A 22,972-nucleotide genomic window follows, 5' to 3' on the forward strand; every position below is an offset into this window, starting at 1 on the left:
ACCAGGCTGCCACTTTTAAGGCGCGGCGCGCCTTGGCGTTTAAACTGTGATAAAATTTATTTTTAATTTTAGTTTATTCAAGGTTTTATGGCGCAGTTTATTGCCACTCCAAGCTGGTTAGGACGTTTTTTTACACGTATTAGCACCGTTACTATTAAGCAAAGTTCACTCGTTATACATTTTAAAAATACTACTTCACGCGCCTATTTAATTAGCGACTTTACTAATTTTACACAATTTAAAAAAGGCCTGTTTAGCGGGAAAATAACCCTCAACCATAATAAAAAAACGGTAATTAGCTTTTTAAATAAACAGCAGGCTCAAACGCTTAGTGAGCAGCTAAACAGCGTTTTTGCCAATCACCTAGAAGAAAAAGTGAATACAGCAAAAACGCTTGTAAAACGTTATGCAACAAACGAGTATCTTCGCGACTCAAACGTGCCGTTATTAAAATCGGCGGTGTTTTCACTGGCACAGCAGTACGGCGCAATACCTGCACTATGGCAGCAGCATTTATCGGCCATTAATATTAAGTTTTTAACTATTTTAAGTAGCTCACCAACAGTAGCGCATGCCACAGAGCAGCTACGTAAAAGTTATGAGCAAAAAACACTAACGGCAAGAGCCGACTTTTATAATGTGGTTGAATCAAACCCGCTCACACATGAGCAACGCCTTGCTGTTATACGCAATAACGACAAAAATTTAGTGCTAGCGGCCGCTGGCACTGGCAAAACCTCAGTAATGGTTGCAAAGGCATTGGATTTAATTGCCCACGGTGGTGTAAAGCCCGAGCAAATATTGATACTTGCTTATAATAAAAATGCGGCAAACGAATTAAATCAACGCTTTAATTTAAGGGCGCAGCAAGCAAACTTAAACGTTACGCCGCCTACTATTTTAACCTTTCATGCGCTGGGGCTTAAGTTACTGCAAAGCGCTAATAAAACACGTAGCTTATCGCCTTTTGCAAACGATGCTATGGCGCTTAATCAATGGTTTACACAGTGGCTTAGTAATACCCTAAAAACAGACTCACGTTTTTGTAAAACCTTTGTTGAGACACTGTACGAACCTACTGATAGCCTCAATACCGAAACTAGAATCGCAACTAAAACCGCCTTAAAAGCACAAACCTATCACACCTTATCGGGGCTAAAAGTAAGCAGTTATCAGCACTTATTAATTGCCAACTGGCTTTACATGTATGGTATTGAACACACTTACCAAAATGATGACACCGCCGATTTTTACTTGCCACAGCACCAGATTTACTTGGCGCATTTTGTGACAGATAGGCAAGGTAATTCAGTGCAGCATGCACCTAACTTTCACAATAGCGAGCATATTAAATATGTACGCGCGCACCATAAAAAACAGGGCCATGCGTTGGTGCAAACATTTCACTACAATTGGCAAGAAGCTCAGCTTGAGCAGCGTTTAAAAGCACAACTACAAAAACATAAAGTACACATTAACCCCGTAGATAACCACGCAGTGTACGAGCGTTTATCTGCAACAGGGCTGTTAAAGCAAAATATAAATAAATACTTAAACTGCCTAAGCGCAATAAGGGGTGAGCAACTATCTAACGCTCAAATAGCAGCGCGAATAGCTAAAAGTGGCATTATAAATCATAAAAGTTATGCAATATTATTGGTGGCAATGCAGCGTGCATACTACGAAAAATTAAAAGAGCAAGATGCTATTGATTTTGACGACATGATTGCAAGCGCAGCTCAGGCGGTTAAATTGGGGGAGGTAAGTGTACCTTGGCGCCATATTTTAGTTGATGAATTTCAAGATATTTCATGCGCACGCATGGCGTTTTTAAATACGTTAATAAAGAGTGGTCCACAACCTTGTTTTACTGCGGTTGGCGATGATTGGCAGGCTATTTATCGGTTTTCAGGTGGTAATTTGGCGCTCACCACGCAGTTTAACGATTTAATAGGCAGTCACTCACTCACGTTATTGCAAAAAACGTTTAGATATAACAACAGTATTAGTGAGGTAGCGGGGCGCTTCGTAATGCAAAACCCTGAACAATATAAAAAGCACATCACCACACATACGCAAGTAAGTACCCCTCAAGTTGTGTTACTTGACGATTTACACCAAGGTAAAAAGTCAGTAGCACTAAAAGTGCAGCAAACTATAGCCACAATTAATAAAAATAATATCACGGCCAGTATTGCCGTATTGAGCCGCTATCGGTTTATGCTTAATGAGGTAGAGCAGCATTTAGCAGGTAACAACTTTGCTAACCCACTGCATTTTTGGACGCTGCATGGCTCTAAAGGACTCGAGGCCGATTACTGTATTATTATAGGTTTTGAGCAGGGAAAGTTAGGTTTTCCAAGCAATAATCCGGGTAATTTACTTGTTGAGGCATTATTGCCCGCACAAGATACCTTTAATCATTCAGAGGAGCGACGTTTATTGTACGTAGGGATCACGCGCGCTAAGCATAAAAGCTATTTAATTGCTCCGCCATCTGCGTGTTCTGAATTTATTAGCGAGCTAATAAACGATAATTACCCTATTGATATAGCCTCTAATTTGTTTGTAAAACAGAGTAAGCACAATAAGTAAGGTTAATGATTAAATGTAAGAGTATTGGCTGCGTAAAACGCACATCGCGCTTTTGTAACTAGCAGTCAAACTAGCTTTATACACTAATGCCATGTGTCGCAATCATTGAGACCCACATTTACTATTTAGCCTGCAATTACATGCTGTTAAACTTAACGCCTATTTAGATCATTTTTGAGAGCGTTATGCGTACCCGTGCTTTTTTTACTAAGCGAGTGAGCTTTATATTCGTTTTATTTACTTTATTTTCATTTAAAGGGGCTGCCCAGCAGCAAGAGCAAACCCTTATTTTAGCCGGTAGTACAATTAATAGCTGCAGTGCTAATACGGCGCAAAGTTGCAATACGCAAAATAACTCAAAGTCACAAAGTGTGTTTAAGGTAACCAATACTAATATTGAGCAAATAAAATTAAATTGGCCCACTAACAATACAAATAACCAAGCAAATGTTTTAAATACCTTACGTGCCCTTAGTAGCAAAAATGCAAACGCAGTCTCTAAAAGTGAGCTGCTTTGGCAATGGCGAGATATAAACAACGAGCAACTCAATAACCTAACAAAGCAAGAGTTTAACTTTGTGTTTGATATGCTCGAACAACCTCATGCAAACACCACCCCAAAAGCTGAGCCACAAAGCAACGGCATATTGCAATTTATAGCGGGGAGCTTAAAGGTTGCTAACCCAACACCTACCTTATTAATTATTAGCGCAGCCCAGCGCGACCCATACGCACAGGTAGAGGCGCTTAAAACACTTTTACCAAAAGGTGTAACCAGCCAATGGTTGCCGCTTACACCAGCACTTGCTAAAGCAATTACTAACAATACCTGTAGTGATTTACCGGCGCTGCGTCACTCACAAATGAACCTGTATAATCGCAGCAATGTATACCCCGAGCTCACAAAGGCTGAGCAAACACTTTGTAATAATGGGGTTGAGGCGTTAGTTAATTTAATAAACACCAGTACCGGTGTTTTATTTAGCGACGGCACGGCTAAAAATGCTTTAAAAGCACTGTATGATGAAAATAATACTGCCTACCCTTGGACGAACGCGCTTAAAACTCGCCCTGTTATTGTAGGACTAGGTGCAGGAAGCAAAATACAAAGCGAAAACGTCTATCTCTCACAGCACCAAAGCGAAGCGGTATTAAAAGCAAAGCTTGCCCCACAACCTACTGCACTTAACGGGTTAAACACGTTTACCTATGGGCCACTGAGTACCCGCTTTAGTGAGCAAAATCAAACGCTAAACTTAACGAGTACATTAAATACCGCAAAGCAAAAAAACGGTGATATTAAGCACGGTTTTGGTATTGATGAAAACACAGCCCTTGTTGTTATTAAATCCAACAAAGGAAATTTAATGACCGTAATAGGGCAAAGTGGCGTTGCGCATTTAAGTACGCAGCAAAAAGCAAGCAGCTATAACTACTCGTACTGGCCTGCTCGCAGTGTAATAGATATTACTAATGCCGGGTTTAAACTTAGCGAGCGGACCATTAGCCAAGCATTAGCGCCTGTTAAAATACCGCCTTTACCGGTGCAGCGTTTTGCCAATATTTTAACCGATTCAAAACTACGCTCGCTTACGCAAGCTATGTGCCTAAGCCAAGAGCAAAGTGCGGTAGGGCAACAAGATGACCTTTTAATAAATTTAACTGCCACAAAAAATACGGATTATTACCGCATTAATACCCAGCCGTATGGTTGCGCATTAAGTAATTTGTCACTGAATGTAGAGCGCTTTTAACCTTAAGCGCTAGTACTAAATATACTTAATAACCCGATACAAAGGTTTATGTTTATTTTAATCGGCTATAAAATAGCGCCCAAGTAATTTATACCTATTCGCTTAATTTAGTGGTTACGTTTTGCGAATAGGCATTAACCAAGCAGATTTTACAAAGAGCAATTTATGAATAACGAGCACGACATAATCGACAACCTAGCAGAGCTAGAGAACTTTTTAGTTATGGTAGAAAACGGCGGCTTAGGCTTAAAAGGTGTATCGGGTGTAGGTATGGCTACAAGCAATAAAGACGGCAGCCATTTTGTTGCAGTATTTGACGACAAACAACAGTTATTACTGGCGCGCGGGATAACAGCCGAGGTATTTGAAAACGGCAAAGACATGGTGCGTAACGGCGTAGGGCTTACACACTAATAAAAACTAAAAAGCGCCGTATGGCGCTTTTAACTGCTTAAAACTAACTCTAAAATATTTAAAGCCTGTCGACTTGTTTTGAACTAATACTGGTCACAATATTATTTTCAAAACGGATCAATACAATGTACATTCCACCAATTGAGCCTTTTAGTTTATAAGTAAACTCTTCTGTTTTAACTAAATTGTCGCCATTACCAATATCAACAGCTTCATTAAGCACATCTTTATAAAGTGGTGCGCCCACTACAGCTACAATGTCAGATTTAGTTTTACCTACACTTAATAGATTTCCGTTTTTAAGTCGAAAACTACCCTGAGCAAACGCAAAGCTTGAAATAAAAAGAGATAAAAGCAGGGGAAACACAATACGCTTTTTCATAAGTCATCCTTAAACACATAGTATTAAATGCTAGGTATACAAGGTAATACAGAAAAATGACAGTGAAAAAGAAATAAAGAGGAGGTTAAATGGTCGGTATGGCAGGATTTGAACCTGCGACCCCTGACACCCCATGATGTTATGCTATATTGAGTTAAGTTCTTGTAATATAATCACTAAAAGTTAAATTTTACTGGTTTTATGTACGGTTAATTTGCAATTTTTATCATTTTTACAATTCAATAAAATCAATCGGTTAGGGCGCTTGTTACAAATCGAGTATTTTAGTTATCGGTTAAGTTCAATATAAACAACCCATTAGAAAATCTTAATCAAGAGCCTCACTTTCCTCAATAAGTTAGTTTATCTCTCAAAATGAATTGACCTAATTAATACTTGTATAAATAAACAGTGTTTTATTTTAGTGTGTATGTTTGTTATTCCTATTCATATCGAGGCGGGTATTACTGGTTTTGAATCGCCGATAGCGCAATATAGCAAGCACCCAGATGCTACTTTTATAGGTGTAGCATCTGGGCAATCTATGTAGGGGGTGGGGATATTTGATGCCGTCTTGTTAATTGTCGATCGCGCAGTAAATGTAAGTACGGGTGATGTAGTGGTTGCTACTTACAGTGGCAGCTTTGTTTGTAAAATAATTCATAAAGGAAAGCGTTTGTTAATGTTGGCATCAGGTGACTACACACCTGTTTAAGTATCACCTGAAGATGGCTTTTGCTTAGAAGGAGTGGTAACAAGGGGTATCGGGCTACATAAGCCTGCTGACATTAGAAATTAGGTTAGAGCGTATGGATGAGCGCAAACCCGTAGGACTGTGCGCTACTAATTTTATTCAGATTTGTATATACACAATTAAATATACACAAACCATTCGTTGCTATTCTTCTCGGCTCTATTAAGATAACTGAGCAGCGGTGAATAGTTTTGGTAAATATTTAATTTCAAATTTGAAAACTTAATTACTGAAATACGCAGTACCTAAGGCTACAATCCCAGTTAGCGCCTCAGGTGTAATGGAGGCGCCATAAAAGGCAAGTAGTAACACTAATATGGTAAGTGCTATAAATTCTAAGTTCTCTTTATTGTTATTATTCAAATTTTACTCTTTATATTTTTACCCATAATCGTACTCATTGAAGAAAGCGGGCCACAGTCTTGCGAGTTGTAATAGCACACGAATGGTTAAGTTCTTGGTGTGTGCAAAATACTTACGATTGCGGTTGAGTATAAAGATACCTGTTTGATTTGCAATATTAATAGTAGTTTGAAAGTTTCTTATAGCAGGAGCATTCCTTTAACTTCAGTATAGTCTACTTTCTTGTATATCAATTTGAATCGTTATATATTGGCTGAAATTTATTACATATGGACGTGTAGTATTTAGTTGTTTTTACTCTATAATGCCGCGTCTGTTTATCACCTTAAGGCGCAATTTTGGATAAGAATAATAAAACTAAGTACGTGTTTGAAATATCTTATGATACATCAGAAACAAAAGACCACACTATTGACGCTGAAAAACTTGGCGCCGCAATTATCAGTACATCAAAAGCGCTTAAAAATGCCGACAAATCATTGAATGGTGAAGAGTCAGACTTAGAGCTGGATGTAAAAGCTCATTCTGAAGGGTCGTTTGTTGTTGAATTTGTAACATACCTCAATGCCGCTGGTATAAACCCATTAACTCTTTTAGGTTTTGCAGGTGGTGCAACTGCTTCTGTCACTGTACTCGGTGCAATAGCAGAGATTAAGTCGCGTACAATAAAGCTTACTGAAAAGACCAAATCAGGAAAAACAAAACTACATTTTAATGATGATGAATCATTGGAATTAAACGATGATGTGGCCAAGTTAGTATTAAACAGGGAGCTTCGCAAAGACTTAGATACAGTAATTAAAGCGCCGCTGGAAGGCACCACAGACGCTAAATTTAAGATTACTGATGAAGAGGGTAATGAATTGATTTATGAAAGTGATGACGTTCAAAATTTCAAAACGCCGGCTAAAACGGTAGTCGATGAAGTTACTGAAACCGAAGAAACTAAAGATATTCGATTTGTTAAAATTAATTTTGAAGGTGCGAGTGGTTGGCAAATACGATTGCCTGACGGCGATGTAGTTACAGCTAAAATGTCGGATGAGGGATTTTTAGCTAGAATTAAAGGTAATGAACAAAACTTTGTAAAAGATGATTTATTCAGCGCCATTATTAAGACTACTAAAAAACACAGGACAGGTAACAGCCCAATCTATAGCAAAGAAGTAAAACGTATTTTACGTCATAGAACTAGACCAGAAGCGAAGATCATAAAAGATAATGAGTGAAATTGAAGCATACATACAATTAATCGCGATGGTAGGCATTTTATTATGCCTACCTTACTGCGGGTATGTGTTTTACAACATAGGTAGATGGTTAACAGCTAAATTTTTTCCTCCTAAGTATTTAACCATCGAAATAACAGGTGAAAATGGCACTGTTCGATTTGAGCGGATAGATTTGAAAGATGATGAAGAGTTAGTGGAAAAGCTTTTATTAGCAAGGGGGGCTTCTGAAAGATAATACAAAAAAAATAGGAGCCTTTATTGCTGGCGCTAATACCGTTGCGTTAGCAATTTTTCAATATTGCTACTCAGAGTCAGATTTTTTAAATGTTTTAACAGTTTGTACTCCTTTAGTTATAACTGTAATTGTGTATATAGGCGACTGGTTGCTAGCGATGTTGAATATCCAAAGCCCTGCATTGATGCATGCGAACAATAAGTTAGACAAGCGAATTGGATATTTAACTAAAAGGCGTAAAGAGGCCGAAGACATGGGTATTTGCACTAAAAAAATTGATGCAGAATTCCAAAAAGCTGTTATCGCTCAATCTAATTTAATGGATGCTAAAGAAGCTAAATAGCCTACTGTCAAGTTGATGAGTAGGCTAAGAACATATCTACTTTGTATTTTTGTCTATTAATTCATGCCAACTTTCTAGAGCTTCAATCATGGGGACGTAATCAAATAAAGTGAGTTGTATTGGTGAGTCTTTGCGGCCCATATCTGTAAAACTCATTAAGTCAGTTGTAAGGCCATTGCCTCCTATTACATCATCAAGGTATTCTAGTGCCTCCATTTCATCGTAAAAGCGTGTTATTTCAAATATTTCTTGCTGCTCATTAGTGATCCATGAGTCTTTATATTTTGGTTTTTCTGTTTCAGTGTATGTAAATAGATAAGCCATTTTTTACCCTTAATTAAAGGGAAAGTTAGATATTCTCTAATTTTTGGTTAAAAATAACACTAGACATTGCAAATGCGATATCCTAAGATCGCAGTAGTGCCTTATTGGTATCTGAGGAGCGTTATATGTTAGCTAAAGTACAACATAAGCAAGAAAACAAAGTGTTCAATAGAGAAAGAATGGAAAAAGCCATTGCAGGTAAGGTTAACACTGTACCTGCTGGTTTGTCTCGTGAGCAAGTCAGACAATTGATCCTATCCAGAGCGAAGTAGTATTGACGTATACATGGACGTTTAGTGACGACTTCGCTAGTCAATTTCAATATTTCCCCGAAGACCAGCAAAACAAAGTTCTCGATTTTACAGATGTTTTTACCGAGCATGGGTTAGGTGATTTTAGTCTTTACGAAGGCAAGATTTCTAGCTCTTTTAGTGGTAACTATATGGATCAAGATGATTATAATTTTGCTCTAAACAATCACCTATGGCATTACCACATTGGTATTCCTGAGTATGAGCAAAACCATAGTAAGTATAAAACCTCTGATTGGGTGCTTCATTTTCAATGGTTTGATCAGGGCGATAGTATCAATATCGTGGATTTGTATCATCATTACGATAATGAAGGTAACTTCTATTTACCAACAGAAAGAAGCTTAATCATTTTAAAGTGATAAAGCCCACAAATTAAGCGGGTTTTTATGGGCTTGGTATTTGTGGAGCATGTGCCTTAATCGTTCGCAATGCCCCCATTCTTTTTGCTGAATAAATCCGCTTAGTTTTGTTGCTTGCGGATTTTTTGTGCCCATATTTTGTATTTAGAGTTGCCGTGGTAATATTGCTTCCCCATAAAGATGAGGGATTTTTATGCGAAAACCAGATTTAATGATAATTGCTGCTGTTGTGCTATGTGTCTGTACAGGTGTAATCTTAGGCCAAAGCTTTTCATTTGAAGTTAAGTTGAGTGATTTAATAGCACTTACAGCTACATTAATTACATTTATTTTTGCGTATTCAGGTCTGAAATCTAACAAAGCTCAGTACATAAATTCAATAACACCGATAGTAACAAAATTTGAATCTGGACATAACAATAATTTTTCCTATGCGATTTTTGTAAATAACTATGGGACAGGGCCAGCTCTTGATTTTAGTGTAAACGTTCTTTTGGATGGTAAGGAGTTCTCCTTAGCTGGTTTCTTGAATGAATTAGTGAAACTCCATGGTGATATGGAAAATAGGTATAGCCACCCTGCGGTTTTAGCTGCAAGTACCGAACATGAAGTCCTAAGTCTTAAAGCAAAAGATTATTTTCAGTATGTAAAAGTGCATGACACATTGCAAAGTGCGCAATTAGTCGTGCAATTTACCTCTATCCAACAACGCGAATTTACAGAGACCTTTTTACTTGGTTTCGAATAGATATTATTCAATTTATTGAACCCGCTTATTGAGGTTTTTTTATGCCTGCAATAAAGGTCTAATATGAAACTTTATTCAAACGTTTTCCAACTCCCGCTGGTATCTTTGGTTCTTTTGGCGAACTGTATGTAAATGGTGAGCTGTTTTATTACACAGTTGAGCGTGAGTGGAAGAATAATGAAGGTTATGTGTTGTGCGTTCCTAATCGGCGTTTATGACTTCTTGCCGCATGAAAGTCAACGCAATGGCGATTGCTACGTACTTGGACAAAAACAATGCGTTACTCACTGCTGAACATTTTTAAGAAAAGCGTTAGAAAAAATAGCAAAGAACTCTTGAAGGCTACGTTAAGTATTAATAATTCTCATACCTAAAATTTAAACTAAAAGTCATTTTGAAAATTAATAATACAAATGGAGTTTATGAGAAAATTGATTTTTGTGTAAGTGAAAGATATTAAAGGGGAAGATGGTCGGTATGGCAGGATTTGAACCTGCGACCCCTGACACCCCATGACAGTGCGCTACCAAGCTGCGCTACATACCGACGTTGTTTGCAATAGTACGTATATTTTATTAAAAATCAATAAGTGATTGTTTGTTTGCGTGTTTATTGTGCAAATGAGCTAAAAAACTTTAAACTAAGGGCGTATCGCCCTTAGTAAGCACATGCCGTGCAGCGCATGTTAAGCCACCAAAGAACAACACGCCCTAATCTTTATTTAGCCATTGATTGATCGCCTCATACATTTCATCGCGTATCAGCGGTTGTGCTTCTTTATTTGGATGTAATTGATCTCTTTGCATTAAGTTTGGCTTATCTGCCACATTAAGCATAAAAAAGTTAAGTAAATGAGCATTTGTTTTTTCACTTACTTGTGTAAAACTGTCAGTGAACATTTTACTGTAACGCGGCCCGTAATTAGGGGGAATATAAATTTCCATTAACGCGACCATGGCATTTTCAGCTTGGCTTTTTTCGATTAAATCCGTTAAGTTGGCCTGCATTTTTGTTACCGGAAAACCACGTAAACCATCATTAGCACCAAGCTCAATAAGTACATGGCTTGGTTGGTATTGTGCTAGTAAGGCATCTAGCCTGCGTAAAGCGCCACCGGTAGTTTCGCCACTAATACTGGCATTAATTAGCTCTATATTACGCTGCTCTGCATCGTATTTATCTTGTAACAATTTAACCCAGCCTTGCTCTTGTTTAAGCCCATAGGCTGCACTTAAACTGTCTCCAAGTATTAAAATCGTGTTGTCGGCCGCCGCACTAAGTGGTTTGATAACTAAAAATAAAACGAATACAAAACGTAGGATTGAATGAGTCATATGTCAGCGCTTTCTCAATTAAATATTATTCAAGTAAATGGTTTGTCTAAAGTAGTTTCTACCTTCGAAGGTGAGTTGCCCATCCTCAGCGACATCAGCTTTAATGTCAAGCATGGCGAGTCAGTTGCTATTGTTGGCACCTCTGGCTCAGGAAAATCCACGTTATTAAGTTTATTAGCGGGGCTAGATACTGCCAGCAGTGGTGAAATTACCCTTGATGGCGAGCCGCTACATAAATTAGATGAAGAGCAACGCGCGGCATTGCGTGCAGAAAAAGTAGGTTTTGTATTTCAATCTTTTATGTTGGTACAAAGCTTAACCGCACTTGAAAACGTGATGCTGCCGGCAGAGCTTGCTGGCGAAAGCGATGCCAAAGAGCAAGCTCTTGCCCTATTAGAAAAAGTGGGGCTGAGCCATCGTATTGATCATTACCCATCGCAACTCTCTGGTGGTGAGCAGCAACGTGTAGCCATTGCCCGCGCTTTTATTGGCACACCTAAAATTTTATTTGCCGATGAGCCCTCTGCAAATTTAGACAGTAAAAACGGCAAAATGGTGGAGTCACTATTATTTGATTTAAACCAGCAGCACGGCACAACGCTAATTTTAGTAACTCACGATGAAGCACTCGCGCAAAAGTGCCAGCATATTGTACAAATTGAAGCGGGCTGCTTAGTTAAAAACTCAAAAGAGGACGTAGCGAATGTGGGCTAAGTTAGCACTTAAATTATTTGCGCGTGAATTTCGCCGCGGCGAACTAACGGTAATTAGTGCCGCCATTGCGCTGGCGGTATTAACGGTGCTTACACTGTCTATGGTCACTGAGCGAATAGCACAAAGCATAGCGCAAAAAAGTAGCACGTTTATTGCCGCAGATAGAGTATTGGCAAGTGCCCATGAGCTAGATACGGCGTTTATTAGCAAAGCCAAACAAGAAAACTTACACACTGCGCAAATGATCTACTTTGATACCATGTTATTTGCCAACGACGAGATGCAATTTACCTCAGTAAAAGCCGCGTCTAACGAATACCCGTTAAAAGGCGAGTTAAAAGTAAAATCATCATTGCTTGGCGAAACACAAGTAGCGCAGGCCGGCCCAAAGCCTGGCAATGTGTGGCTAAGCGAATCGGTTTTTTACAGCTTAAATATTGATATTGGCAGCCAAGTAGAGCTAGGCGCAGCAGTATTTAATGTAGAAAAAGTGGTGGTTGAAGAGCCAGATGCGCCGTTTAATGTATTTTCGAGCAGCCGCAGAGTGCTTATAAATATTGCTGATGTAGCAAAAACTGAGGTTATTCAACCTGGCAGCCGAGTAAATTATCGCCAGCTCTACGCAGGCGATGAATCAGATATAACCCGGTTTTATGAATGGTTAAAGCCGCAAATGGCTGAAAATCAACGTTGGTATGGCGTAAAAGATAGGCAGTCGCCCATATCAAATAGCTTAAACCGTGCAGAAAGCTTTTTATTACTGGCCGGTTTGCTGGGCATTATTTTGGCTACGGTTGCTATTGCTGTGTCGGCAAAGCGTTATTGTGAGCGCCAATACGATCCCGTAGCAATGATGAAAACACTTGGCGGAAGCCGTGCATTAATTCGTAAAATATATTTTATGCACTTACTCATGGTGTGTGCTTTAGCGGTTATTGTGGGTTTAGCCATAGGCTACGGTTTACAAGAAATAGCCACTGGTTATTTAGCAAAAAGCATGGATATGAGCTTACCTGCCGCCGGGTTTAAACCTTGGCTGGTGGCCATTAGCACAGGTGTTATATGTGCAGTTATGTTCTCTATTAAGCCACTGCTTGATTTATTTGATATTCCACCGCTTAGAGTATTGCGCCGTAATTTAGGCGACAGACTAGCGGTAAGCCGTGTGCACTTAGGTTTAAGCGCGCTTACGGTGTTTTTATTAATGTGGTTATTTAGTAACAACATTAAAATAACGCTTATTTTATTTGTCTCCACGCTTGCTTTGATTGCGGTTTTGTTTGTTATTTCAAAATTAATATTTGGCGGTGGCCGTAAATTAGGTTTAAAACCAGGCAATAGTTGGTCGTTAGCCATTGCCTCTATACAAAAGCGTGCCAACGTAAATGCGGTGCAGCTTATTAGCTTTTCATTGGCGATAAAATTGCTATTGTTTTTGATTGTGCTTAAAAATGACATGATCTCAGATTGGCAGTCTCAATTACCCGCCGATGCGCCTAATGCATTTTTAGTTAATATTACGCAAAACGAACTTGAGCCTGTAAATAATTACCTAGCAGAGAACGATATTTTAGTTTCGGATTTTTATCCAACCATTCGTGGGCGAGTAAATGCGGTAAATGGCGAGCTTGTGGCGCGTAAAGTGTCGTTGCAAGATAACGAGAAAAAAGATGAAGAAGCGCGTTCAGGCATAGGCCGTGAGCTTAACCTAACATGGCTTGATAATGTGCCAGCCCAAAACGAAATTGTGCAAGGGCAGTGGTTTGGCGAAGGCGCAGTGGGTGAGGCATCGGTTGAGGAGTCTATGTTGGAGCGCCTAGACGTAGAAATAGGCGACACCTTAACATTTTTAATTGGTGCGCAATCATTTGATGCCAAAATTACCAGTGTGCGTAAAGTAAATTGGGCGACGCTAAAACCTAACTTTTTTATTATTTTAAGCCCCGACGTGCTAAAAGATTTTCCGGCAACGTATATTTCATCTGTGCGTATAGAGCCAGAGCAAAAGAAAGCGTTTAGCCAGTTACTGCGCACTTATCCAACCATTACCGCCATCGATGTAGATAACTTTGTTAAGCAAATACAATCAACCATTGAGCAGGTGTCGTTAGCTATTGGCTTTGTGCTTGCTATTGTGGTTTTGTGTGGCGCATTAGTGCTTATATCTCAGGTGCAAGCGAGCCTTGGCGAGCGAATGCAAGAAATAGTAATACTGCGAACGTTAGGCGCCAAAGGGCGGCTAATAAAAAATGCGACGCTTTATGAGTTTTTGCTATTAGGTGGCTTAGCCGGGTTTGTAGCTGCATTATTTAGTGATGTAGCCTTGCTGATTGTTCAGCAGCAAATGTTTGACTTAGCCGGTAAGTTGCACCCAACAATTTGGCTAATAGGGCCTGTGTCGGGCGGGGTGTTTGTAGCCGCGCTTGGCTACTTTATGATTGCCCGTAAACTTAAACAAAATACCCAAGGCTTAGTACGTGCTTTAGCCTAAGCTATACTTTTAACGCTAAACGCCCGCACTAAGTTGCGGGCGTTTTTGTTTTTACTCGCCACTGGTAATTTATACAGTGCTCTGGCATTATTACCGTTATTGAAAAATAACAATAATGAGTGTGCTGTTTGGCCATTATTTTAGGGATAGACCCAGGTTCGCGTTTAACCGGTTATGGTGTGGTTGCGCATCAAGGCGCTAAATTTACCTATTTAGGAAGCGGGTGCATTAAATTAGCCGAGCATGAGTTCCCCATACGATTAAAAATGATCTACCACGGGATCACGCAAATAATAGAGCAGTTCTCCCCCGAAACCTTTGCCATAGAAAAAGTATTTATGGCGCATAACCCGGATGCCGCGCTAAAACTTGGCCAAGCCCGAGGAGCCGCCATAGTGGGAGCCTCTATGGCCGACTTACCCGTATTTGAATACTCAGCACGGCAAATTAAACAAGCCGTGGTAGGTAATGGCGGTGCCGATAAGTCGCAAGTGCAACACATGGTAAAAAATATTTTAAAATTACCTGGCACACCGCAAGCCGATGCGGCCGATGCGCTTGCCATTGCAATTTGCCATGCGCACTCAGAACAAAATTTAATAAAACTAGCGGGTAGCGCAAGCAAAACCGTTAGAGGACGTTTAAGGAAATAAATATGATTGGCCGTTTAAATGGCACTTTAGTTGAAAAGCAACCGCCCGAAATTTTATTAGAAGTAAGCGGCGTAGGCTACGAAGTACAAATGCCCATGACCTGTTTTTACGACTTACCCAATATTGGCGAAAACGCCATAGTGTACACACACTTTGTAGTACGCGAAGACGCACAACTATTATTTGGCTTTAATAATAAAACCGAGCGCGCGCTTTTTAGAGAACTATTAAAAGCAAATGGTGTGGGTCCTAAACTAGGCCTAGCTATTTTGTCGGGCATGTCGGCGCAACAATTTGTTAGTTGCGTAAACAACGAAGATGCCACAACATTGGTTAAATTACCGGGTGTGGGTAAAAAAACCGCTGAGCGTTTAGTGCTTGAAATGAAAGACCGCTTAAAAGATTGGGGTAACGACTTATTTACGCCATATAGCGATAATGCCGTTATAGAGCCTCCTAGCGATGCAACAATTGCCAATAATGCCGCAGACGATGCCGTATCGGCACTTGTTGCGCTTGGTTATAAATTGCCACAGGCGCAAAAAGCAGTAAAATCGGTAAGTAAACCCGATATGTCTACTGAGGTTCTTATTAAAGAATCTTTAAAATCAATGTTGTGAGTAACCCATGATTGAAGCTGATCGTTTAATTGACGCGAGCGAAAAAACCAACGAAGACACCATAGACCGCGCAATAAGGCCCAAGCTTTTAGCCGACTACAAAGGTCAGCCGCATGTTAAGCAGCAAATGGAAATATTTATAGAGGCAGCGCGCAGCCGCGGTGAAGCGCTCGATCATCTATTAATATTTGGCCCGCCGGGCTTAGGTAAAACCACGCTTGCTAATATTGTTGCCAATGAGCTTAATGTAAGTATTAAAACCACTTCAGGGCCAGTACTTGAAAAAGCCGGCGATCTTGCTGCATTACTTACTAACCTTGAAGAAGGCGACGTGCTGTTTATTGATGAAATACACAGACTCAGCCCACAAGTTGAAGAAATACTTTACCCCGCAATGGAAGATTACCAACTCGATATTATGATTGGTGAAGGCCCCGCTGCACGCTCTATTAAATTAGACTTACCGCCGTTTACGCTTATTGGCGCGACAACACGCGCAGGCTCACTTACCTCACCACTTAGAGACCGTTTTGGTATAGTGCAGCGCTTAGAGTTTTACTCGGTAGCTGACCTATCGCATATAGTGGGGCGCTCTGCACATTACCTAGATTTACAAATGTGCGACGATGGCGCTACCGAAATTGCAAAACGCTCACGAGGCACACCGCGTATAGCAAACCGCTTATTGCGCCGTGTGCGCGATTACACGCAAGTAAAATCAGATGGTACAGTAAATGCCTCAGTTGCCGAGCTTGCCCTTGATATGATTGACGTAGATAAAAGCGGGTTTGATTACATGGACCGTAAATACTTACTTGCCATTATCGAAAAATTTATGGGTGGGCCTGTAGGGCTAGATAATTTAGCCGCCGCCATAGGCGAAGAAAAAGAAACCATTGAAGATGTAATAGAGCCGTTTTTAATTCAGCAAGGTTTTATACAGCGCACACCGCGCGGGCGAATTGTATCAGACAATGCGTATCATCACTTTGGTTTACTCCCAAAACAAGATTAACCCCTCTTTAGCCTGTTACAGTAAATGTAGCGGGCTACTTCCTCTGTTAAATGTAATACCAATTTGCAATAACACTTAATCATTTTGCGAGGCAAACGTGTCGCTACCTGCGTTAAAAACTCTCATTTACGGCTACAAGCAGAAGGTAGAGCAATACAGGAGCAATTGCCAAGAACAACGAAATAGCGAATTTTTTGCCTAGCTATCAACACGTTTTTCCAGCCTCAACATAGCTCACTTAATTAAGAAAATTAGTATAATTTTTTAAAACTTACTCAGCTTTCATCCATTTTGTTGCAAATGTAACCAATAAATTAAAATCGTTTTGTAATTCACTTAACGTTAAGACTGGCGTGGCTATGCTGCGTACCATTAAAACCAGTTAGCTTTAAAGCAGTAGCAACATAAGAGACTAGATGTAGCACTATTCGTGTTAATAAGTTTTACCTTGTTATAAACATGCTTTTTACTGAAAGTAGATAATTTAATGATACGAACTGGTAAAAAAAGATAGTAAATACACCGTTGGCAATTAAACAGATTGTGTAATTTATACTTATTGCATGCCAAGTTGGCGGTAAAATTTAGGCAAAAAAAAGCCCGCATATAATGCGGGCAAACAACAAGTTGAAGGAAGTAATCCAGGGAACTACGTTTTACTTAATCAGGTTTTATCCAAAAAGAGTAAAACAATGTAATACGATTAAAAATCCTATTACTAAGAACTTGGCTTAATGAAAAATGTTTCATTCAGTGCGTAAGCTCGGTATGGGAGAATAATACGGAATAAGCATTTTTTGTTCAAACTAGAAAATTTAAAATTTCAAATAAGAAAAACTAATCTGATGAATTTTTTTGTTGTTCGAATCTTGTACGTTAATTATTCGTTAACTTTATAAGTGGCTGAAAATTAATAAATAACTGCTCTGAGCTGTATTGTTACAGTATTAGTTATATTAGTACATGCAAAGTGGCGTGAATTGCTTTTGCGTGCTTATGCACTTTTTATGAATAAACGGTGCGTTTTATTAAGTTTACTGCGTATATTTACGCACTTTTGTAGTATTAAGTTGTGTTTTACTAAACGCGGTAGTCGCGTTTTAGAAACAAACAAGCGATTAAGCGTATGTTTAACGTTTTTTGTTGCCAATTCATAGCAATATCGTTGTCAGTAAACCCTTGACTCGATACACTAGATGCAACTTATGGCCGTTACAATGGTCTTATTTACACAAAATAACCAAATTGACGTTTTTTGAAATTATTTAGGAGTTTAACGTGGGATCAGGGCTTAATTTTTTAGATCTAATTCTAGAAGCCAGTTTGCTTGTGCAGTTAGTAATGCTAGCGCTAGTAGCAATGTCTGTTATGTCATGGGCAATTATTTTTCAGCGCAAAAAAGCAATTAGCGACGCCTTGTCTGATGCAAAAAAATTCGAACAAAAATTTTGGTCAGGTATCGACTTAAGCAAACTATACAACGAAATCTCATCACGTAGCGGTCAATCTCATGGTATTGAAGCGTTATTTACATCTGGCTTTAAAGAATTTGCACGCCATAAAAAGAACACCTTTCAAAGTGCTGGCATTGTAATGGAAGGTACGCATCGCTCTATGCGTGTGGCACTGTCACGTGAAATTGAAAAACTAGAATCGAGCTTATCGTTTTTAGCGACAGTGGGTTCGATTAGCCCATATATCGGCTTATTCGGTACGGTGTGGGGTATTATGAATGCCTTTATTGCACTTGGTGAAGTGAAGCAAGCAACATTACAAATGGTAGCGCCAGGTATTGCTGAGGCACTTATTGCAACGGCAATGGGCTTATTTGCGGCTATACCGGCTGTTATTGCGTATAACCGCTTTGCTAATAAAGTTGAAAAACTAGAATCACACTACATCAACTTTATGGAAGAATTTGCCAATATTTTACACCGTCAAGCAGCTACCCAAATAGAGGCTAAAGCGAATGTATCAGCGTAAGAAGCGCCGTCCGGTCGCAGAAATTAATGTAGTACCTTACATTGATGTAATGTTGGTATTGCTAATTATATTTATGGCAACAGCACCGCTTATTACTCACGGTGTAAAAGTTGATTTACCAAAAATGGAAGAGTCGGATTTAGTTGATACTAAAGACACGCCGCCCATTATTGCCTCAATTGACTCGGCAGGTAAGTACTATGTAAGCATAGGGACTGATCCAGAGGAGCCAATGGAAGCACTTGATGTGGCCGCGGTTATTAAGCTTCAGCTAATGAAAAACCCTGATATACCAGTAATGATTAAAGGCTCTGGTAAGGTTTCTTACCAAGAAGTGTTGTTATTAATGGACTTTTTAAAGAATGCTGGCGTACCATCTGTGGGTTTAATGACAGAATCCTTTGAGGGGACACAGTAGTAACATGAATAGTTCTATAATCAAGTCAGTACTTTTACATTTAGGTTTAGGGGGCTTTTTGTGGGCAACTGCAAATATACACCCACCGGCACCTAAAGTAATGGAAGTGACTCTTAATTCGGCTATTCCTGAGCCTGATAATGCGGTTTCGGCGGTCACTGTTGATCAAAAACAAGTGGAGCAAAAAATTGCTGAGCTACAAAAAAAAGAAGATGCTAAAAAACGCGCTGAAGATAAACGCATTCGCGACTTAGAACGCAGAGCCGCCAATGCGCGCAAACAGCGTGAAGCCGAAGCGCGTAATATTAAAAACCTAGAGCAACAGCGCAAAGCTAAAGAGAAAGAAAAAGCACAAGCTGAGGCTGAAGCTAAAAAAGCGCGCGAAATTGAACAAAAAGAGCGTGCTAAAGCAAAACAAGCTGAAAAGCAAAAGCAAGAGGCGGAAAACGCCGCTAAAGCTGCTGCAGATAAACGCAAAGCAGAAGAAGAGGCACTGAAAAAAGCCGAAGCAGAGCGTAAAAAGCGTGAAGCAGAAGCTAAAGAACGTGCAAAAGAAGCCGAGCGTAAACGTCAGCAAGCGCTGCAAGAGCAAATGTTACAAGAACAACTTGCTAAAGAGCAGGCTGCACGTAGTAAAATACGCCAACAGCAAGTAGTGAGCGAAGTTGATAAGTACCGTGCTTTAATTATGGCGCGCATTCAGCAAAACTTACTGATTGATGAAAAAATGAAAAACCAACAGTGTCGAGTAAATATTCGTCTTGGGTTTAATGGTTTAGTAACGCAAGTTAAATCGTTAGGGGGTGATAAGCTAGTGTGTGAAGCTGCACTTAGAGCTGTGCGCATGGCCGATACATTACCTGTATCTAAAGACAAAGACGTATTCGAGCAACTTAAGAATATTAATTTAACAATCAAGCCAGAATTTTAAAGGAATGATATGTTCAGCAAAATTAAAATAGCCTTTGTAGTTATATTATTAGGATTTCAGGGTGTGGCAAATGCGGCACTTGAAATTGTAATAACTGAAGGTGTAGACGGCGCACGTCCTATTGCCATCGTGCCTTTTAAATACAACGGTGTTGGCCCAATTCCACAAAAATTGAGCGATGTAATTGCTGCCGATTTAATGCGCAGCGGTAAATTTAAACCGGTAGATGTAGCACAAATGCCACAGCTTCCTAATAAAGACGGCGACATTGACTACGCAGCATGGGTAAACCAAGGTGTAGAAGCGGTTGTAGTAGGCGAGGTAGAGCAGCAAACTGATGGGCGTTACTTAGTACGCTACGAATTAGTTGATGTTATTCGTGGGCAAATTACTGGTGGCCAAACTCAAATGATGAGCAGCGGTAAACTAGTAAAAAGCCAAGATCATATTTTAGAAGCACGCGAAAGCGTAATTGGTGAAAGTGGCTTTCGCCGTTATTCACACCGCATAAGCGATGTAGTATATGAAAAGCTAACCGGTGAAAAAGGCGCGTTTTTAACTAAAATTGCTTATGTAATCGTACGTGAAGACCAAGCTAAGCCATACCAATTAGTGGTTGCCGATTACGATGGCTTTAACGAGCAAGTATTATTGCGCTCAAAAGAGCCGTTAATGTCGCCAGCTTGGTCACCAGATGGTACTAAGCTTGCGTATGTTACGTTTGAAAACCGCCAAAGCCAAATTTACATTCAAGACCTATACTCAGGTAAGCGTGAGCTGATCACTAGTTACCGTGGTATTAACGGTGCACCGCAGTTTTCACCAGATGGCAAAAAAATGTTATTGGTGCTTTCTAAAGATAAAACAGGTGCAACCGAAGTTTACGTTTTAGATTTAGCAACCCGTAAAGAAACACGCCTTACACGCCACCGTAGTATAGATACTGAACCATCTTGGTATCCAAATGGCCAGGATATTGTGTTTACATCTGAAAGGGGTGGTAATGCCCAGATTTATAAGTTAAATTTAAGAACTGGTAGGTCACAACGATTGACCTTCGACGGCGATATGAACCTAGCGGGTTCTATAACGCCAGACAGTAAAGAATTAGTGATGGTTAACCGTACCAACGGGCAGTACCATCTTGCTAAGAAAGAGCTGGCTACAGGCGCGTTTCAAGTATTAACGCGAACTCGCCTTGATGAATCACCGAGCATAGCGCCAAACGGTTCGATGATCATTTATAGCACGCTTCATAATAATAAACAGGTACTCGCGCTGGTATCGATGGACGGTCGCTTTAAAGCACGTTTACCCGTGCTAGACGGACAAGTAAAGGCACCAGCTTGGTCGCCATATTTACAGTAATATTTGCTGGTTTACTCAAAAATAGGAATCTACTCAATGCAACTTAACAAAGTACTTAAAGGCCTGCTAATCGCTGTGCCAGTAATGACATTAGCCGCTTGTAGCTCATCTTCAGATATTGATGAAGGCGCAGCTAACCAATCAAATCAAAGTGCAGTTGAGCAATCAACAAACACGGATACAGTTGAAGTAGCAACAATTTCACCAGAACAACAAGCAGAAGAGCAACTTCGTCAAAAGTATGAAGCGCTTCGTCAAGAACAAATTATTTACTTTGACTTCGACAAAGCAACTGTTGAGAACAAGTACGCAGAATTACTTCGTGCACATGCTGAGTTTTTAGTTCAGAACCCTTCAGTAAAAGTATTAATTGAAGGTCACGCTGATGAGCGCGGTACGCCTGAGTACAACATTGCACTAGGTGAGCACCGTGGCCAAGCTGTAGAAAAATACCTACAAAGCTTAGGTGTTTCTGCTAGCCAAATGTCAGTAGTTAGCTACGGTGAAGAGAAACCAATGGTTAAATCTCGCACTGAGTCAGCTTTCGCTAAAAACCGCCGTGCGGTACTAGTTTACTAAGATAAGAGATATTATGAAGCCGAAAATTATTTTGGCAGCCATGATATTGAGCGGGAGCACCCAAGTTTTGGCTGCTCCCGCTCCTGTTTCAGAAGCTGCAAGTTCACAGTCGAGCATAGAGAAGCGTTTAGCGTCACTAGAAAACATGATGCAGTCGCGAAACTTATTACAAGTTGAATTACAGCAACAACTTAATCTACTTCAAGATGAAGTAAGCCAAATTCGCGGTGTTACTGAAGAGCAAAGTTATAAACTTGAAAAAGTACTTCAGCGCCAGCGTGAGCTTTATCAAGAAATAGAAAACCGCGTTAGCCAAGCGTATACACAACCCGCTGCTGCGCCTGCAACCGATTACACGCAATCGAGTGACGCACAAACCTATAGCAGTGACTTATCTGAAAACGAAGCGTATGAGCGTGCAGTAGCGCTAATAATGAAAGATAAACGCTACGACCAAGCTATTCCTGAGTTTCAAACATTTTTAACAACCTATCCTAATTCTGTGTATGCCTCTAATGCACATTATTGGCTTGGGCAGTTGCTGACTATTAAAAATGATGGTGTAAAAGCAAGTGAGCATTTTAAAGTTGTGGTTAATGAGTTTCCAAACTCAAATAAACGACCAGATGCCATGTTAAAGTTAGGCACGCTTTTACAAGAGCAAGGCCTGAATCAAGAGGCACAAAAAATATTGGGTGATCTAATTAACCAATATCCAAGTACAACTGCTGCAAAACTTGCAACCGAGCGTCTAGCTAATTAGGACGCATTTAAGCGGTGTATTTAAAGCTCAAACTACATAGAAATACTCGGCGAATCTTGTATTTGCATGTAGTTTGAGCACAAACGCTTTAATTTTGCTCACCTAGGCATAAAAACTGAAAAAAAGAGACATTTTCGGTTGCACTCATTTTATAAATAAGTATTATAAGCGCCCGCAGCAAACGAATGGTTACCCCACTCAAAATGCGGCAAAAAGAGCGGGTCATTAGCTCAGTTGGTAGAGCAGTGGACTTTTAATCCATTGGTCGATGGTTCAAGTCCATCAT

24 protein-coding genes, 1 tRNA gene and 1 pseudogene are annotated in these 22,972 nt (G+C 39.9%); 21 read left to right on the plus strand and 5 right to left on the minus strand.

From position 1 onward, the window contains the following. Positions 1-87: 87 nt before the first annotated feature. The 3 genes from MTN96_RS32900 (at position 88) to MTN96_RS32910 (ending at position 4,763) form a co-directional block, all read left to right on the plus strand. On the plus strand, positions 88-2,595 hold the full coding sequence (locus MTN96_RS32900) for a UvrD-helicase domain-containing protein (RefSeq protein WP_248534244.1): 2,508 nt from the start codon (positions 88-90) through the stop codon (positions 2,593-2,595). Between the two features lie 185 nt (positions 2,596-2,780). Next, the gene (locus MTN96_RS32905; protein ID WP_248534246.1) at positions 2,781-4,349 is read left to right on the plus strand and encodes a cyanophycinase; all 1,569 of its coding nucleotides are present in this window, start codon (positions 2,781-2,783) and stop codon (positions 4,347-4,349) included. Positions 4,350-4,514: 165 nt separating this feature from the next. Continuing rightward, complete coding sequence (locus tag MTN96_RS32910; protein WP_248534248.1) at positions 4,515-4,763, plus strand: hypothetical protein; 249 nt, start codon at positions 4,515-4,517, stop codon at positions 4,761-4,763. 58 nt (positions 4,764-4,821) lie between these two features. Here MTN96_RS32910 and MTN96_RS32915 read toward each other — a convergent pair whose 3' ends face one another. Beyond that, positions 4,822-5,145: a DUF2845 domain-containing protein gene (locus tag MTN96_RS32915; RefSeq protein WP_055255323.1), complete on the minus strand. Its 324-nt coding sequence runs from the start codon at positions 5,143-5,145 to the stop codon at positions 4,822-4,824. A gap of 430 nt (positions 5,146-5,575) precedes the next feature. On the opposite strand from MTN96_RS32915, the pseudogene MTN96_RS32920 reads away from it, so the two are divergent. Next, positions 5,576-5,944, plus strand: a pseudogene (locus MTN96_RS32920) (S24 family peptidase). A 177-nt stretch (positions 5,945-6,121) separates the two neighbouring features. Here MTN96_RS32920 and MTN96_RS32925 read toward each other — a convergent pair. After that, positions 6,122-6,262, minus strand: coding sequence for a hypothetical protein (locus MTN96_RS32925; protein WP_248534250.1), 141 nt, complete (start codon positions 6,260-6,262; stop codon positions 6,122-6,124). 338 nt (positions 6,263-6,600) lie between these two features. On the opposite strand from MTN96_RS32925, the gene MTN96_RS32930 reads away from it, so the two are divergent. From MTN96_RS32930 to MTN96_RS32940, 3 genes are all read left to right on the plus strand, one after another. Next, positions 6,601-7,491, plus strand: a complete 891-nt coding sequence (locus MTN96_RS32930) for a hypothetical protein (RefSeq protein ID WP_248534252.1) — start codon at positions 6,601-6,603, stop codon at positions 7,489-7,491. Continuing rightward, a complete protein-coding gene (locus MTN96_RS32935; RefSeq protein WP_248534254.1) occupies positions 7,484-7,729 on the plus strand; it encodes a hypothetical protein in 246 nt (81 codons plus the stop codon). The genes MTN96_RS32930 and MTN96_RS32935 overlap by 8 nt, the downstream gene beginning before the upstream one ends. 157 nt (positions 7,730-7,886) lie before the next feature. Then, complete coding sequence (locus MTN96_RS32940) at positions 7,887-8,072, plus strand: hypothetical protein (protein WP_016899764.1); 186 nt, start codon at positions 7,887-7,889, stop codon at positions 8,070-8,072. Between the two features lie 36 nt (positions 8,073-8,108). Here the strand turns inward: MTN96_RS32940 and MTN96_RS32945 are convergent, their stop codons facing one another. Further along, on the minus strand, positions 8,109-8,396 hold the full coding sequence (locus MTN96_RS32945) for a hypothetical protein (protein ID WP_154945975.1): 288 nt from the start codon (positions 8,394-8,396) through the stop codon (positions 8,109-8,111). A 125-nt stretch (positions 8,397-8,521) separates the two neighbouring features. Here MTN96_RS32945 and MTN96_RS32950 point away from each other — a divergent pair, with 125 nt between their 5' ends. The 3 genes from MTN96_RS32950 to MTN96_RS32960 all read left to right on the plus strand — a co-directional run bounded on the left by MTN96_RS32950 (position 8,522) and on the right by MTN96_RS32960 (position 9,817). Next, a complete protein-coding gene (locus MTN96_RS32950) occupies positions 8,522-8,668 on the plus strand; it encodes a hypothetical protein (protein ID WP_186807309.1) in 147 nt (48 codons plus the stop codon). A 2-nt stretch (positions 8,669-8,670) separates the two neighbouring features. Then, positions 8,671-9,069 (plus strand): hypothetical protein, encoded by a 399-nt coding sequence (locus tag MTN96_RS32955; protein WP_154945976.1) that lies wholly within the window; start codon positions 8,671-8,673, stop codon positions 9,067-9,069. Between the two features lie 193 nt (positions 9,070-9,262). Further along, positions 9,263-9,817, plus strand: coding sequence for a hypothetical protein (locus MTN96_RS32960; protein WP_154945977.1), 555 nt, complete (start codon positions 9,263-9,265; stop codon positions 9,815-9,817). Positions 9,818-10,286: 469 nt separating this feature from the next. Here MTN96_RS32960 and MTN96_RS32965 read toward each other — a convergent pair. Both MTN96_RS32965 and MTN96_RS32970 read right to left on the minus strand, forming a co-directional pair. Next, a tRNA-Pro gene (locus MTN96_RS32965) sits at positions 10,287-10,363 on the minus strand. Between the two features lie 164 nt (positions 10,364-10,527). Next, positions 10,528-11,151: an arylesterase gene (locus MTN96_RS32970; protein WP_248534256.1), complete on the minus strand. Its 624-nt coding sequence runs from the start codon at positions 11,149-11,151 to the stop codon at positions 10,528-10,530. On the opposite strand from MTN96_RS32970, the gene MTN96_RS32975 reads away from it, so the two are divergent. The 11 genes from MTN96_RS32975 (at position 11,152) to ybgF (ending at position 22,686) form a co-directional block, all read left to right on the plus strand. Further along, positions 11,152-11,865 (plus strand): ABC transporter ATP-binding protein, encoded by a 714-nt coding sequence (locus MTN96_RS32975; protein ID WP_004587268.1) that lies wholly within the window; start codon positions 11,152-11,154, stop codon positions 11,863-11,865. Beyond that, on the plus strand, positions 11,855-14,356 hold the full coding sequence (locus tag MTN96_RS32980) for an ABC transporter permease (RefSeq protein WP_248534258.1): 2,502 nt from the start codon (positions 11,855-11,857) through the stop codon (positions 14,354-14,356). Before MTN96_RS32975 ends, MTN96_RS32980 begins: the two co-directional genes overlap by 11 nt. Positions 14,357-14,484: 128 nt before the next feature. After that, positions 14,485-15,009, plus strand: a complete 525-nt coding sequence (ruvC, locus tag MTN96_RS32985) for a crossover junction endodeoxyribonuclease RuvC (RefSeq protein WP_248534260.1) — start codon at positions 14,485-14,487, stop codon at positions 15,007-15,009. A gap of 2 nt (positions 15,010-15,011) precedes the next feature. Then, the gene (gene ruvA / locus MTN96_RS32990; protein ID WP_004587271.1) at positions 15,012-15,629 is read left to right on the plus strand and encodes a Holliday junction branch migration protein RuvA; all 618 of its coding nucleotides are present in this window, start codon (positions 15,012-15,014) and stop codon (positions 15,627-15,629) included. Positions 15,630-15,636: 7 nt separating this feature from the next. After that, on the plus strand, positions 15,637-16,644 hold the full coding sequence (gene ruvB, locus MTN96_RS32995) for a Holliday junction branch migration DNA helicase RuvB (protein ID WP_004587272.1): 1,008 nt from the start codon (positions 15,637-15,639) through the stop codon (positions 16,642-16,644). 1,278 nt (positions 16,645-17,922) lie between these two features. Next, entirely contained in the window at positions 17,923-18,627 is a 705-nt protein-coding gene (tolQ, locus tag MTN96_RS33000; RefSeq protein ID WP_004587273.1) for a protein TolQ, read from the plus strand. Continuing rightward, the gene (gene tolR / locus MTN96_RS33005; protein WP_248534262.1) at positions 18,614-19,045 is read left to right on the plus strand and encodes a protein TolR; all 432 of its coding nucleotides are present in this window, start codon (positions 18,614-18,616) and stop codon (positions 19,043-19,045) included. Before tolQ ends, tolR begins: the two co-directional genes overlap by 14 nt. 4 nt (positions 19,046-19,049) lie before the next feature. Beyond that, complete coding sequence (tolA, locus tag MTN96_RS33010; RefSeq protein WP_248534265.1) at positions 19,050-19,976, plus strand: cell envelope integrity protein TolA; 927 nt, start codon at positions 19,050-19,052, stop codon at positions 19,974-19,976. Between the two features lie 9 nt (positions 19,977-19,985). Beyond that, entirely contained in the window at positions 19,986-21,344 is a 1,359-nt protein-coding gene (gene tolB / locus MTN96_RS33015) for a Tol-Pal system beta propeller repeat protein TolB (RefSeq protein WP_004587276.1), read from the plus strand. A gap of 36 nt (positions 21,345-21,380) precedes the next feature. Continuing rightward, positions 21,381-21,923 (plus strand): peptidoglycan-associated lipoprotein Pal, encoded by a 543-nt coding sequence (gene pal, locus MTN96_RS33020; protein ID WP_004587277.1) that lies wholly within the window; start codon positions 21,381-21,383, stop codon positions 21,921-21,923. Between the two features lie 13 nt (positions 21,924-21,936). Further along, positions 21,937-22,686: a tol-pal system protein YbgF gene (gene ybgF, locus MTN96_RS33025; protein ID WP_004587278.1), complete on the plus strand. Its 750-nt coding sequence runs from the start codon at positions 21,937-21,939 to the stop codon at positions 22,684-22,686. Positions 22,687-22,972: the final 286 nt, after the last annotated feature.

The sequence above is a fragment of the Pseudoalteromonas sp. 2CM28B genome (genome assembly GCF_023161935.1).